Here is a 13,207-nt window from a genome sequence, read left to right as displayed (position 1 = left end):
TTAGGATGATTGGCTTACTGATTTTGGGCATCACATTGAGTTCTTGTACTCAACATCCGTCTAAGCCTTTACTTATCCCTAATCAATGGTCCGTTAAAGACTCTAAATTCATAAACTCCGATGAGAATTTGCCTTGTTTTCCATGGTGGAAGCAATTTAAAGATCCTAATTTAAATTCGTTGATTGACAAAGGTTTGGTCAATAATAACGATGTGAAAGTCGCTGTCGCTCATATTGAAGCAGCACAAGGTGAATTAAAGCGCGTACAACTGAATTGGATTCCTGAAGTTACGGGGAATGCAGGTTACTCCTCGTTCCCTTATTTAGGTTTCCCTGGTGTCCTACTTACGGTTGTTCCATCTTATACCATCAATATCTTTAAACAGATTAAAGAACAACAGAAAGCCAGATACGAATTAAAAGCAACAAAAGCAATGTATTATGGCGTTCGACTTGCTGTAATAAATCAGATTGCCAGCAGTTATTTTAATTATCAAAGCCAAATGGAACAATTATTTTTGTTACATTCTTTATCAACGGATCTTTCTAGATTAATTACTATATCTCAGTCTATGTACCAAGGTGGGTTATTTGCACGAACCCAACTAGAACTTGCCAAAACGGAGCTTTCATTAATTCAAGCTAAAGAAAGAATAGTGCAACAAAACATCGTGATTAGCGAAAATGCCTTGCATTATTTACTGGATGAAAATCCAGGAAGATTGCCGATGAAGCGTCACTTTAGAGATTTAAATAGTCAACAAATGATCATTGGTGCTCTTCCACTAACTATTATTGAAAATCGGCCTGATATGATGGAAGCCAAACAAGAGTTTTGTGCCGCCAACGCAGGTATTGGTATCGCTTTTTCTCATTTCCTACCCACAATTAATTTAGCTATGGCACGTGGAGAAATTGCTAAAGTTGCCAATGGAGGGCAGTTAGGCCAGGCGATTCATTTTAATCAGGCTATTCTCGAAGTTCCTTTTTTACGGGCATCGGCTTTTGGCCAATTACAAAAAGCTAAAGGACTAAATAAAGCATCCTATTATCGTTACACGGATACCTTACGCAAAGTACTTAGAGATGTAACGAATGATATATCAGCGCATGAACTGTATACCAAGCGACTTAATGATGTAATGAGGGCTGAGCGCGAACTAAGGAGTGCGTATCGATTAAATAAGACTTTATATCAAAGAGGTATTATCAGTCATCTTGTTTTAATTGAAGAAAAAGTTAAATTAGATCAACTCGCTATTGAAGTGAACCAACACAAATTGGAACAACTAATGACTATCGTTAATCTGTATCAGGATTTAGCGGCAGGGTATAATTATGGCTCTTTTGCTCTGAAATAGTCTGGTGAGAATCGTGCTATTTGACTTCTAATCCTATATGTTGCTCTTCGACATGGATTTCTTTTTTCTTGTTCACATTAAAAAATAAAACATTATCATGATGCTGTTTTACGGTAGAACGATGGGCGATACTAATAATTGTGGTGTTCGGCAGAAGCTCTTTGAGACGGCAATATACTTGTTCTTCCACATGTTCATCTAAAGAAGCTGTGGCCTCGTCCAGAAATATCCAGTCGGGCTTTCTTAGTAATACACGTGCAAAGGCAATTCGCTGTTGCTCACCCAATGATTTAAAGCCAACATGTTTATCTAATTTGTCTGTAAGGGTTTCCAAATTTACGGCTTTTAAAGCTGAAATCAATTCACTATCAGAATAAACACAATGTGCATCAGGATAAGCAAGGACCGCTCTCAGAGTATCATTAGGAAGAGTGGGTTTTTGCGGTAAAAAATAGACAGACTCTAGGCTATTGGGAATTAGGATTTCTCCTTCACCAGATAACCAAGTCCCCGCGATTGCTTTAAACAAGCTGCTTTTTCCAGTTCCTGACGGTGCTTGAATCAGGGTATGAATTCTCGGTTTAAATTGTAAATTAAGACCTTTGATGATTAATTCATTACTGCCGTGTAAGTGAAGGTCTAAGTTTTGTACGATAAGATTCTTATTTTGATGCCCTATACTGCGAATTATGTTCTTAGTGGATTCACCCTCATTATTTTTTTCCAAGGTTTGTTGTAATGTTATAATACGGGCTAAACTTGTTTGGAATTTATTAATCGTTTCAAAAGAGTTGATAAACCAGTTTAAAGAACGGGTTATCATAGAAAAATAATATCCTGCAGAATAAAATACATCCAAGGTAATTAAGTCTGTGAAATATAAAGGGGCTGCCGCAAAGACTGGAATAATTGCTTGGAGTATCCCATTAAATAAATTAAATGAGGAGGTTTCATTTTGAATGGATAATCGTTTTCTAGTTTTAGTATTTAATTCATCTACCTCCTTCTCCAGTCGGGTTTGGTAGTATTTCTCCGCATGTTCAATTGCGATTTCTTCCGAGAAAATTTTAATATGTTGCAAATCAGCGCGTAAATTGGATTGAGCAATGGTCTCTTCATTGGTTGATTCGCGTAACGATCGATTTATAAAATAACCCATGAGCGAAGTTGCAATCCCGACTCCTAATGCCACTAAGACTAAAAATCCAGGAATTATTATAGTTCCCCCAAAAAGCATAAAGGATAATGAGCCTCCTGCTAAACTTAAAAGTACAGTATAAATGGCGAGATTAAAAAAGTTATCGATAAACCCTAAGGATAAGTCCAGGAAGGACTCAACAACTTTATCAATGTCTTCTTGAATACGTTGTTCCGGGTTATCAATGTCACCATAAATTCGTGAAATTTCCAGATAATTCGTCTTATTATTTAAGTACTGATCTATTATTTTTTTAGTTAACCAGGAGCGCCAACTTACGTACAATTCATTTTTTAAAAAATTAGTTAAATAATTAAAACCAGCCATTGCCCCCGAAATTAAAAGGCCAGCTCCTAATCCCATTAACAAAGCAGCGGTATCTTTAACTATAAATGCGGCAAAAATATATGGAAAACACCACCACCCTAAAACAAAACTAAGTCCAATCATTGTGATGATGCTCAAAACACAACCTGAAAATAGAGCCCATGCTTTCCATTTATCATTAGAATTTAAAAAATAATCAGGCAAAAATCGCAGTGATTTTTTGAAATAAGAGGGCTCATCTCTCGAAGAAGTAGTCATTGAAACATCAATTAAGTTAAAAAAAAGACAACATAATGCATATAGAGCAAAGGATCAATGGGATTTTAAAAAGGGGAGGAACGGAGAAGCTAAATGAGCCAGTTTGCTTAATAAATTCAGTGATTTTTTAAGTAGACATAAGTATTATGATCCTCATTATTTTTATGAGAGATTAGATGAAATATAAGCCTAATTATTTTAAAGAATCCAAGCCAATTAAATCATTCAAATGGGTTATGGATAATTGTACCGTCAAGGTTACTACAGAAGAACAGCGGGACTTTATTAACAGTCCATTTGGCCAGCAGCTTATGGATAAACTTTTCGATAGCCCAAACTGGGAGCAATATTTAAAAGTAGCTCGACAAATAGAGGAAATAATGGAGTCTTTATCGGAGAACTATAATTCTTCATTTGGTTGTCGTCACTGAGGCGCTCTGGCCAACAATGATAAAGTGCTTGATTTTTAAAAACTTAATGTTTAAAGTTCGATCAGATTTAACTGCATTAAGGAGGATAAAAATGTTCGGTTTTTTTAATAGGGAAAATAGTTGGCGGGCAACCATGCAAGTTGCAAATGGTATTGCCCTATCGATAGCTGCTTATAATTTATTGTCTAATCCAGAAACAATTTGGGAAAATGGTTTTGAGATAGTAATGCTTGGGCTTAATGTAGTGACCTTCAGTAGCAATGATAATGCTTTAACCAGTATAGGAAACGCTGCTCTTAATTTTACAGGTTTGGGCACTGATTATGCGGGAGCTACAACGGGTTGCACTGCAAATTCGCTTCCAATTACCGCAGCAAAAGCGTTATTGCATATGACCAATGCAGTAACGAGTATTTGTTTCAAATATCAGCCCAATCAAGAAAATACTTCAGAAACTCATTCCGAAACTCATACAAAAACGCTTTAATCGACTGAGGTTGAGCGGGAACGTTCAACCTCCTCAATAAATTCAAATCGTTTAAAAATAAATCACTTAACGTTTCATGTTGCAATGAAAATTTTGAGCTATATTAAAAATACAGGATTTGAACAAATAAAAATAAGGACAAATCATGAGCGCTCTTCTGCTATTATTTTTAGCAGTAACTATAAGCTATTTTCCGCAACTTCCTTTAGAGCTTCCCCAAACACGGACTATGAAGGATGATGCTCGTTTCATCAGTGAAATAGCACCGTTTCCGGGCCTCGAGCAGATTAACGATCTTTACTTAAATGATATTAAGTCATTGTTAACTCATGAAGCGCCTAATTTAAATCCCCTAGTAATTAATAAAGTACTGACTACTCTCAAATGTGCTACAAACTATAATGTGGTGCATAATAATATTTTAACCATTATTGATTATTCATTGCCTTCCAACGAGAAGCGTTTCTGGGTTTTTGATTTAAAAGCAAGAAAGTTATTGTTTTACACCTATGTTTCCCATGGCATCAAATCTGGAGCATTGTTGACCAATTTCTTTTCTAATAAATTTAACAGTAAAGCAAGCAGTATTGGAGTGTATCAAACCCAACAAGCTTATTATGGCCGTGATGGTCTTTCATTACGTTTGGATGGCTTGGATCGTAGTTTTAACGATAATGCATCTGGTCGGTCTGTTGTGATGCATTCTGGTTGGTATGTAGAAGAAGGGTTTATTAAACGATATGGACGACCTGGACGAAGTTGGGGATGTCCTGCACTTCCTTTAGCGACCTCCAATGGAATTATAAATACCATAAAGGATAAATCATTATTGGTTATTTATTATCCGAGTGATGCGTGGTTTGCCAAATCAAAATTTTTAAATTGTGATAAAACTGCCGTGTCTCAAAATACGAATGATCCAACAATACAAGTACCTGATTCTGCTCCTGATGAACATCGCGATGCTATTTTATTTGTAGGAAGTGGTTATAAAGGCAGTAAAAATGCCGAAAGTAAACCTGTTGCCGTCATTTCAGCAGATACTTATGAACGTGTATTTCATACTACCGCACCATTGACGCGAATGTTACGACGTCAGATTAATAATGGAGAGTACATTGCTTTGAATGCAACAGAACTTTATTACTTGGCTAATAACAATAAGCCAGATACTGCAACAGGCCAAAATGAGGGACTGAATGCCATTCATTTCGTCATACCTGTACTGAAAATAGTTCGGGGTGGTTATTATGAAACACAAATGCAGATCGTCAATTTAGGTAAAATCAAAGAAGTTAAAATTAACGGAGGTTTATCCAAAGAAAACGAACTCGCAAATAGCTTCACCGTTTATTTTGAGGGGAGTTCAAGCGTTAATTTAAATGCGCATAATGAATTTATTCGCTGGGTGGGATTGTAGTATTAAAACTTGATTAGTGTAACAACCCGAGAAGATAGGGTTCTCGGGTTGAAGATTAGGCTACATTAGTTCATTAGTTGAATCATCGAGTTCAAGCCACATAGCGTTTAAGATAGCAAAACAACAGGCCAGACCAGTACCCAAAATCCAGGAAAAATACCACATAATAAACCTCCTAATAAGCCGTATCTTGATTTTTAGTAATTGTTTGCTCAGTTATTTTTCCTCGTAACACACGATAAACCCAAGCTGTATAAAGCAAGACAATAGGTAAGAAAATAACAGTAGCTGCTAACATAATAAACAAGGTTAATTGACTGGAAGAACTATCCCAGACCAATAAACTTTGTCCGGGATTTGAGGAAGAGGGGAGTATGAACGGAAACATACTAACACCTACCGTAGTGATAATCCCGGCAACAGAAAGAGCACTGCAAATAAAAGCAGTTTTAACATGTTTTGCGGCAATAAATGCTAGTAAAACCGCAATTATTCCTATTCCTGGAGCAAGTAACGTTATGGGAAGACTTTGGTAATTAGAAAACCAAGCATCTGCTTGTTGGATAACCGTTTTGTAATGTGGGTTTGATGGGCCATCATGCGCTAAAGCGCTGGTCAAACTATAACCATCAATACCATAATGAAGCCAAATCCCCGCTCCAATAAAGAGCAACATGGTCAATAGAGCAGATATTTTTCCTGCATTTCGAGCTCGCTCTTGTAGGTATCCCTCTGTTCTTAGGTTTAGATAAAAAGCACCATGCATGGCGAGCATCAGTACAGAGAGTAGGCCACATAGTAGCGCAAAAGGATTCAGTAAACCAAAGAAAGTACCCGTATAAAAGGGTCGTAGATATTCATCAAAATGAAAAGGAACGCCTTGCAACACATTGCCAATAGCAACCCCAAAGATCAGCGCAGGCACAAAGCCTCCGACAAATAAAGCATAGTCCCAAAATGAACGCCATTGAGGATTAGTTAATTTGGAACGGTATTTAAACCCTACTGGACGCAAGATTAGGGCCAATAATACCAAGAGCATTGCAAAATAAAAGCCTGAGAACGAGAGGGCATATAAGATTGGCCAGGCTGCAAAGATTGCACCCCCACCTAGAATAAACCAGACTTGGTTTCCTTCCCAAGTCGGTCCAATGCTATTAATTAATATGCGTCGTTCCGTGTCTGTTTTTGCAATCCATGGTAACCACATAGCCACACCCAGGTCAAAACCATCCATGATCGCAAAACCAATCAGTAATAAACCGAGCAGAATCCACCATATAATTCGCAATGTTTCATAATCCAAAGGCATAATGAATCTCCTAGTGAGCCATATTATCAGGGCCAAGACGGATGTACTTAACCATCAAGAAAATTTCAACGACGGCAAGAATTGTATAAAAGAGGATAAAACCCGTTATTGAGGTTAATACTTGAGCATTATTTAAAGTAGAGGTCCCCATAGCTGTGGGTAAGATATCCTGGACGACCCAAGGTTGTCGTCCGTATTCTGCAACCACCCAGCCTAGCTCTGCAGCAAGCCAAGGTAATGGTAATGAATAGAATGCCATACGCAAATACCAGCGGGTAGTATGTAATCTACGTCTCATAGACAAGTAGAAGCCTACTGCAAATAAAAGAATAAAGAAAAATCCGCAGGCAACCATGATACGAAAGGAGAAAAACAAAGGAGTGACTCGGGGCTTCAGATCATGGGCTGCTTGGTTAATTTGATCTTCAGTTGCGTCAACAACTTGTTCAGTATATTTCTTCAAGAGCAGACCATAGCCTAAATATTTATTGTGTGCGGTAAAATCAGCTTTTGCTTGTTCGTCATTAGGATTTTTTTGTAATCGAGTCAACGCTTCATAAGCAAGTATTCCTTCTTTGATTCGTTCTTTTCCTTGTTCGATCAACTCTGAAATACCTTCTAGAGGTTCTGTGAATGTTCGGGTTGCAATTAATCCCAATGCATAAGGAATAGTTATTGCATAATCAGTGGTCATTGTTTCTTCATTAGGAATACCAAAAACTGTAAGACCTGCTGGAGCCTTTTCCGTATGCCACATCGCTTCGATTGTTGCGAATTTCATTTTTTGGTTTTGATTATCAAGATAGCCGCTTTCATCCCCTAACACGACTACTGCTAAAGCGGATGCAAGTCCAAAACTGGCAGCTACAGTTATTGAACGTTTGGCAAAGTTTATGTTTCTACCGCGTAATAAGAAGTAAGCACTAATGGATAAAACAAAAATTGAACCTGTAACGTAGCCAGCACTAATCGTATGAACAAATTTAGCTTGAGCAACTGGATTAAACATCACGGCAACAAAGTCTGTGACTTCCATCCGCATGGTATGGAAATTAAATTCCGCACCAACAGGGTTTTGCATCCAGCCATTAGCAATCAGAATCCATAATGCTGAAAGATTGGTGCCTAAAGCAAGCAACCAAGTGCAACACATATGTTGGAAGCGACTTAATCTATCCCAGCCGAAAAAGAACAAACCGACAAAAGTGGCTTCTAAAAAGAAAGCCATAAGCCCTTCAATAGCCAGTGGAGCACCAAAAACATCGCCAACATAATGGGAATAATAGGCCCAATTTGTTCCAAACTGAAATTCCATGGTCAATCCGGTAGCGACACCTAAAACAAAATTAATACCGAAGAGAATTCCCCAATATTTGACCATTTGTCGCCAAATATCACGACCCGTCATTACATAGATTGTTTCCATGATGGCTAAAAGGAGGGACAAACCCAACGTGAGTGGGACAAAAAGAAAATGATAAAGTGCTGTTAGAGCAAACTGTAAACGGGATAGATCGACCAGGTCACTACCAGGAATCATTACTCACCTCGCATGTTTTGTACTTTATTGATAAACTCCTTAGATTCCCCTGTTTGTCTTAGAAAATACTAAGGAATTCCCTAATTTATTATTTTTCAGAAGAAAGATATTCTTTTGTTTGAATTGTTCCTAACAGCCATTGTTCATTGCTTTGATGTGGTTTTTCCACGTTCTTAAAGCAAATTATCCATAATAAAATCAATAAGCTAAATTTAATAATCAAGGTTATAAGAATATCACGAGTTAGTGGTTTAAGCATGTTCTTTAACCCCCTTTTCTTGACTCAGCATTCCATATTTTAAAGACTCTGCAATTAAGGAGGCTTTTTCAATGATTTCTTCCGCGATTTCTCTAGGCAAATGGTGTACTGCTTCTTTCTGGAATAAATCGAGCCAACGGACAAAGTGTGCTTCTTCAAAATGGGTGAATTGTTTTAATAGGACGTGTTTTTGATAGGCATTACCGTGATACTCATTGGTTTTCAACATGATGCTATTCCAAAATTGACACAGTAGAGGGATGTGCTTACCCCAATCAACTTGTGCCACATCATTAAAGATAGGGCCAAGGACCTCATCTCTTTGTACGTTTTGGTAAAAATGGGTCACGAGCTTTTCGATATGTGTTTTATTCAGCTCAGTCATGTCACTATCTGCTGATATAAATTAGGCTAATCATACTTAAGTTTCATTTTAAATACAACTTTAAATAGTACCAAATTTGATTATTTTCTTGTGGTATTAATTAACTCAAGTAAAGCGATTGCATTATTGTACTTTTCGTCTTTAGCACTGTATAACAAAGTCACAGTTTGGCGTTTTGCTTTGGTAGTGATTGTTGTGATTTGCTCTTGCTTTTTAGCCAGTTCATTAATGTAACGTTTTTTAAATTCTTGCCATTTTTCAGGTTCGTGATCGAACCATTGGCGTAGTTCGTTACTTGGTGCGATTTCCTTCAACCACAAATCTATAGCAGCGGTCTCTTTCTTTACTCCTCGAGGCCATAATCGATCAACCAATATTCTGTATCCATCTGATGAATCAAGTTGCTCATAAATTCTTTTAATTTTAATTTCATGCATCAGATTCTTCTCCTTGAGGAGCCAGATTGAGTAATGGGTAAAGTTCGACTTTGTTTAGAATAATGTCCGCTAAGCTAAATTGCTCTAAAATTGCAAAAAAAGCGCTTTGTGCTTCAAGAAGAATTTTTCGCAATTTACAGGCAGGTGCAATGCAACAATTTGCTTTATCTTTGTTAAAACAAGGTACTAAATCAAAATGCGGTTCAAGCTTTAAAACAAGAGCTTTTAAATTAATTTCTGCAGGATTTTCAGCCATGACAATCCCTCCATTTTTTCCTCTGGTTGTTTTAATAATCCCCAGTTTTGATAAGTTATGAATTATTTTTATCAAATGATTATGTGAAATGGCATATGCCGAGGCAATATCATTAATGGTGCAAGTATTTTGTTTGATCGCGATATAAATTAAAGCGCGCAGTGAGTAATCAGTAAATTGAGTGAGTTGCATTAAACACCCTAAATAGAAAGCAGGAACTTATTATTTCTTTTTATTAGATGTATTTCAAATGCAATTTCGAGGCACAAAAAATCGACAGAGATACTATTATTAAGACGTACTTGAGCTATAATTAAACTCATGGAGATTAAGAACGGGGAATGAGTATGAGCAGAAATATTATGAGTAAAATCATATGCATTGGAGTTTTTGCTCTAAGCCTCTTTGCTTCTGGAGTGAGTTCTGCAGGCGGGGGTTGGCATGGCGGCGGCTGGCATGGCGGTGGAGGCGGTTGGCATGGTGGAGGCTGGCATGGCGGTGGTTGGCACGGCGGAGGTTGGCACGGTGGTTACTATAATAGCGGCTGGCACGGTGGTTATGGGGGCTGGGGGACTGGTGTTGTAATTGGGGTTCCTTACTATAACGACTATTACTATCCCTCATGTCAAACTGTTCGCGTATGTAATCGATATGGACATTGTTGGTTACAAGAGTCTTGTTATTAAAATTATAAGAGCAATTTAATTTTATAACCCACGGGCTGAGTTTTGTGGGTTTTTATTTTAAAAAACCACACGCAAAGGTTTTCATGTCATACAATACCCCATATTGATGAAAAGTTTATAGTATCTATTGGTGAAAATTGATGCTATTTTTGATTACTTTTCGTATCTTTATATGAGTCTCCTATGAATTACACAATAGAATATCTGAAGCATATAAATTGGGAACAGATTGCTTTTGCATTATTTCTACTTTTTTTTGGTTATTTTTTTGCAAAAAAAATCAGTCACTGGGTTGAAAAAATAATTGAAAATCGATTTTCAAAACACCTCGCTATGTTATCAAGTCGAGTGATTTATTATGGGTTTTTTTTGCTGTTTTCGATTTCAGCATTGCATGAGATGGGGTTTAAGTTAACCTTATTACTAGGTACCGCGGGGCTATTTACTGTAGCTTTAAGCTTTGCTTCACAAACGGCGGCATCCAATCTTATTAGCGGTGTGTTTCTTTTATTTGAGCGCCCGTTCAAAGTAGGGGATGTGATTTCCATTAAAGATACTAAGGGAACAGTAGAAACTATTGACTGGTTATCAACTAAAATCAAAACCAATGACAATCGTTTGATTCGCATTCCCAACGAGGCTTTAATCAAATCAGAAATTACCAATTTAAGTATATATCCTCAAAAACGCGATGAGATAATACTTAGAATTGATGCAGTTCATGATGTCCATAATATTAAATCATTACTCCATAGAATTTGTGAGGAATGCAACCATATTTTACCCACACCCAACCCCCAAATTTTATTATCGCAGATGATTGATAGAGGAGGGGTTGAACTTAAAGTATTGTATTGGTCAAAAAGTGATTTAGCTACAGTACGCGATGAAGTGCTTTCTGCAATTAAAATAACATTTGAACGAGAAGCAATTACCTTTGTTAATGAACGAATTTACATCCCGACGCTTCCTTCATCTGCAACACCATTACCGCTATAGTTTGCAGAAAAAAGACGAAGCGAAATCTAGAACATTTCTTTGTGTGATTTTTTAAACAGATTTCGCTTCGTTTTATCTAATTTACACAATTAAGCCCACTTGCGAGTCACGCATACTAGGTGTATGTTGAATAGGAATGGATTGTAAGTTGGGAGTTGAAATGGAATCAACGATCGAAATTGTTGGCTATGTTGCCTGTTGCTTAGTGTTAGCGACGTTCTATGTCAAAAGGATTTTGACATTACGACTCATCGCAATTTGCTCCAATGTAGCCTTTATTATGTATGCGCTTGGTAGTACTCTCTATCCGATTTTTGTTCTGCATGCGTTATTACTACCTTTGAACTTATATCGGATTTTTGAAATAAAGAGAGGTACATTTAACTCATAATGATTGGGAATCTATTTTTTTAGAGGATCAATGGTTAAGAAAACGTAAATAATAGTTACAAATGTTTAAAGAGGTCATGGCATTTTCTTCAAAATTATTTTCATTATTTGAAAATGATAAAGTGAGAATTTGCCCTGACTTAAAAGTACCAAGTGCATAAATTTTGCATGAAAGAACAGCATTAATTGAAAAAATTCTTACGGTAATTATAAGGCCGCATACTTCCTCATGAGCTAGAAAAACTGTGGCTTTCATAATAGGCTTTAGTTCTTGAACTCTTTCTTGAGCTATTCATTTATTTTTCTGTTCGTGTTCAAGAAGCCATTGTTTGCGTGAGATTCCTCCACCATACCCCCCTAAATTTCCACTGGAGTTAATAATTCGGTGGCAAGGAATAATAATTGCAAGCGAATTTGCACCATTAGCATTGGCAACTGCTCGGTATGCAGTGGGTTTTCCTAGAGTTTGAGCTTGTTCTGCATAACTTCTTGTTTCGCCATAAGGAATAAGTGTCAAAGCATGCCAGGCCATTTTTTGGAACGGGGTTCCTAACATTTGGACGGGAGTGTTAAACTTTTTTAAAGCCCCAGAAAAATAAGCTTTGAGTTCTTTTTCAATCGAACGAAGTGGGGCAGTATCCCCTGGGATAATGGCTGCGTTCATTTTATTTCTTAGTCGTTCTACCTCACGCTCTAAACCTCTTCTATCCACGAACTCCAAAAGATGTAATGCCTCCTCATCAGCTACTGCAAGCAGTGGCCCAAGAGGTGAATCGAACCAAGAGGCTTTTAAAACAGTAGGATGTTTTGATAATTGCGAAGGAGCTGCTCCCATTATTTTAGAAAAAGCATCGCGAAAACCACTACCGGATTCATATCCGACATTTAATTGTGTTTCAATCACTATTGTACCCTCACGAATTTGTTTCATGGCTATACCCATTCTTCTTGCCCGCGCGTAGGCAACAAAAGTCATGCCAAAGCGTTTTTTAAATTGTCTACGTGCCGTTGATGTATCAATTCCTAATGCGGCGAAATCCCTGTCCCTCCATCTCTTTTCAGGATTAGCTTCTACAGCTGCAACTAATTGTTGAATCAAATTAGAAGCCTGATTAGGATAAACTAGGGGTTGGCAGCGCATACATGGTCTATATGACGCAAGGAGTGCCTCTTGAGCTGTGTGAAAAAACTCACAATTTTCAAATTTTGGTTTTTTTGCAGGACAGGTTGGTCTACAAAATATTCCAGTCGATTTAACTCCAACATAAAATAGACCTTCATATTTGGAGTCTTTAGCAAGTAAGGCCTGGTAATATTCTATTTTTGCTCTATCAGTTAACATGAATTGCTCAAATCAGTTGTTTCAATAGTTACTATAGCTTTTTTAAAAAAAAGAGCGACCGAAATTCAGGCATCGAATTTAAGGCAGTATCTAAGAGTCATTCACGGCCAAGCCATTCT

15 protein-coding genes are annotated in these 13,207 nt (G+C 37.3%); 6 read left to right on the top strand and 9 right to left on the bottom strand.

Going from position 1 to position 13,207, the window contains the following annotated elements; genetic code table 11:
• Positions 1-5 precede the first annotated feature (5 nt).
• Complete coding sequence (locus ACWTEW_RS12815; RefSeq protein WP_454782070.1) at positions 6-1,361, top strand: TolC family protein; 1,356 nt, start codon at positions 6-8, stop codon at positions 1,359-1,361.
• Between the two features lie 16 nt (positions 1,362-1,377).
• Here ACWTEW_RS12815 and ACWTEW_RS12810 read toward each other — a convergent pair whose 3' ends face one another.
• Positions 1,378-3,144, bottom strand: coding sequence for an ABC transporter ATP-binding protein/permease (locus ACWTEW_RS12810; protein ID WP_454782020.1), 1,767 nt, complete (start codon positions 3,142-3,144; stop codon positions 1,378-1,380).
• 176 nt (positions 3,145-3,320) lie between these two features.
• Here ACWTEW_RS12810 and ACWTEW_RS12805 point away from each other — a divergent pair, with 176 nt between their 5' ends.
• The 3 genes from ACWTEW_RS12805 (at position 3,321) to ACWTEW_RS12795 (ending at position 5,482) form a co-directional block, all read left to right on the top strand.
• Positions 3,321-3,575, top strand: coding sequence for a hypothetical protein (locus ACWTEW_RS12805; protein ID WP_454782019.1), 255 nt, complete (start codon positions 3,321-3,323; stop codon positions 3,573-3,575).
• 91 nt (positions 3,576-3,666) lie between these two features.
• Positions 3,667-4,062 (top strand): hypothetical protein, encoded by a 396-nt coding sequence (locus ACWTEW_RS12800; RefSeq protein WP_454782018.1) that lies wholly within the window; start codon positions 3,667-3,669, stop codon positions 4,060-4,062.
• Between the two features lie 145 nt (positions 4,063-4,207).
• A complete protein-coding gene (locus ACWTEW_RS12795) occupies positions 4,208-5,482 on the top strand; it encodes a murein L,D-transpeptidase catalytic domain family protein (RefSeq protein WP_454782017.1) in 1,275 nt (424 codons plus the stop codon).
• A 60-nt stretch (positions 5,483-5,542) separates the two neighbouring features.
• Here ACWTEW_RS12795 and cydX read toward each other — a convergent pair whose 3' ends face one another.
• The 7 genes from cydX to ACWTEW_RS12760 all read right to left on the bottom strand — a co-directional run bounded on the left by cydX (position 5,543) and on the right by ACWTEW_RS12760 (position 9,863).
• Positions 5,543-5,650, bottom strand: a complete 108-nt coding sequence (cydX, locus tag ACWTEW_RS12790) for a cytochrome bd-I oxidase subunit CydX (protein WP_454782069.1) — start codon at positions 5,648-5,650, stop codon at positions 5,543-5,545.
• A gap of 7 nt (positions 5,651-5,657) precedes the next feature.
• A complete protein-coding gene (gene cydB, locus ACWTEW_RS12785) occupies positions 5,658-6,794 on the bottom strand; it encodes a cytochrome d ubiquinol oxidase subunit II (RefSeq protein ID WP_454782016.1) in 1,137 nt (378 codons plus the stop codon).
• A 10-nt stretch (positions 6,795-6,804) separates the two neighbouring features.
• Positions 6,805-8,334: a cytochrome ubiquinol oxidase subunit I gene (locus ACWTEW_RS12780; RefSeq protein WP_454782015.1), complete on the bottom strand. Its 1,530-nt coding sequence runs from the start codon at positions 8,332-8,334 to the stop codon at positions 6,805-6,807.
• An 88-nt stretch (positions 8,335-8,422) separates the two neighbouring features.
• Positions 8,423-8,593: a cytochrome oxidase putative small subunit CydP gene (cydP, locus tag ACWTEW_RS12775; protein ID WP_454782014.1), complete on the bottom strand. Its 171-nt coding sequence runs from the start codon at positions 8,591-8,593 to the stop codon at positions 8,423-8,425.
• Entirely contained in the window at positions 8,586-8,978 is a 393-nt protein-coding gene (locus ACWTEW_RS12770; RefSeq protein WP_454782013.1) for a group III truncated hemoglobin, read from the bottom strand. The genes cydP and ACWTEW_RS12770 overlap by 8 nt, the downstream gene beginning before the upstream one ends.
• A gap of 80 nt (positions 8,979-9,058) precedes the next feature.
• A complete protein-coding gene (locus ACWTEW_RS12765) occupies positions 9,059-9,415 on the bottom strand; it encodes a DUF488 domain-containing protein (protein WP_454782012.1) in 357 nt (118 codons plus the stop codon).
• Positions 9,408-9,863 (bottom strand): Rrf2 family transcriptional regulator, encoded by a 456-nt coding sequence (locus tag ACWTEW_RS12760; RefSeq protein WP_454782011.1) that lies wholly within the window; start codon positions 9,861-9,863, stop codon positions 9,408-9,410. Before ACWTEW_RS12760 ends, ACWTEW_RS12765 begins: the two co-directional genes overlap by 8 nt.
• A gap of 170 nt (positions 9,864-10,033) precedes the next feature.
• On the opposite strand from ACWTEW_RS12760, the gene ACWTEW_RS12755 reads away from it, so the two are divergent.
• Positions 10,034-10,357: a hypothetical protein gene (locus ACWTEW_RS12755; RefSeq protein ID WP_483099567.1), complete on the top strand. Its 324-nt coding sequence runs from the start codon at positions 10,034-10,036 to the stop codon at positions 10,355-10,357.
• Positions 10,358-10,540: 183 nt separating this feature from the next.
• On the top strand, positions 10,541-11,356 hold the full coding sequence (locus ACWTEW_RS12750) for a mechanosensitive ion channel family protein (RefSeq protein WP_454782009.1): 816 nt from the start codon (positions 10,541-10,543) through the stop codon (positions 11,354-11,356).
• A gap of 682 nt (positions 11,357-12,038) precedes the next feature.
• Here ACWTEW_RS12750 and ACWTEW_RS12745 read toward each other — a convergent pair.
• Positions 12,039-13,088: a bifunctional transcriptional activator/DNA repair enzyme AdaA gene (locus ACWTEW_RS12745; RefSeq protein WP_454782008.1), complete on the bottom strand. Its 1,050-nt coding sequence runs from the start codon at positions 13,086-13,088 to the stop codon at positions 12,039-12,041.
• Positions 13,089-13,207 lie beyond the last annotated feature (119 nt).

This window comes from Legionella stuttgartensis, assembly GCF_977063405.2.
Note: the sequence above shows the minus strand (reverse complement) of the source record. Positions and strands in the feature narration are given on the sequence as shown.

Coding starts and splice junctions, on each gene's coding strand:
- ACWTEW_RS12810 (WP_454782020.1), bottom strand. CDS start 3,144: ATGACTACTTCTTCGAGAGATGAGCCCTCTTATTTCAAAAAATCACTG.
- ACWTEW_RS12800 (WP_454782018.1), top strand. CDS start 3,667: ATGTTCGGTTTTTTTAATAGGGAAAATAGTTGGCGGGCAACCATGCAA.
- ACWTEW_RS12765 (WP_454782012.1), bottom strand. CDS start 9,415: ATGCATGAAATTAAAATTAAAAGAATTTATGAGCAACTTGATTCATCA.
- ACWTEW_RS12815 (WP_454782070.1), top strand. CDS start 6: ATGATTGGCTTACTGATTTTGGGCATCACATTGAGTTCTTGTACTCAA.
- ACWTEW_RS12750 (WP_454782009.1), top strand. CDS start 10,541: ATGAATTACACAATAGAATATCTGAAGCATATAAATTGGGAACAGATT.
- ACWTEW_RS12745 (WP_454782008.1), bottom strand. CDS start 13,088: ATGTTAACTGATAGAGCAAAAATAGAATATTACCAGGCCTTACTTGCT.
- cydB (WP_454782016.1), bottom strand. CDS start 6,794: ATGCCTTTGGATTATGAAACATTGCGAATTATATGGTGGATTCTGCTC.
- ACWTEW_RS12755 (WP_483099567.1), top strand. CDS start 10,034: ATGAGTAAAATCATATGCATTGGAGTTTTTGCTCTAAGCCTCTTTGCT.
- ACWTEW_RS12770 (WP_454782013.1), bottom strand. CDS start 8,978: ATGACTGAGCTGAATAAAACACATATCGAAAAGCTCGTGACCCATTTT.
- ACWTEW_RS12760 (WP_454782011.1), bottom strand. CDS start 9,863: ATGCAACTCACTCAATTTACTGATTACTCACTGCGCGCTTTAATTTAT.
- ACWTEW_RS12805 (WP_454782019.1), top strand. CDS start 3,321: ATGAAATATAAGCCTAATTATTTTAAAGAATCCAAGCCAATTAAATCA.
- ACWTEW_RS12795 (WP_454782017.1), top strand. CDS start 4,208: ATGAGCGCTCTTCTGCTATTATTTTTAGCAGTAACTATAAGCTATTTT.
- cydP (WP_454782014.1), bottom strand. CDS start 8,593: ATGCTTAAACCACTAACTCGTGATATTCTTATAACCTTGATTATTAAA.
- ACWTEW_RS12780 (WP_454782015.1), bottom strand. CDS start 8,334: ATGATTCCTGGTAGTGACCTGGTCGATCTATCCCGTTTACAGTTTGCT.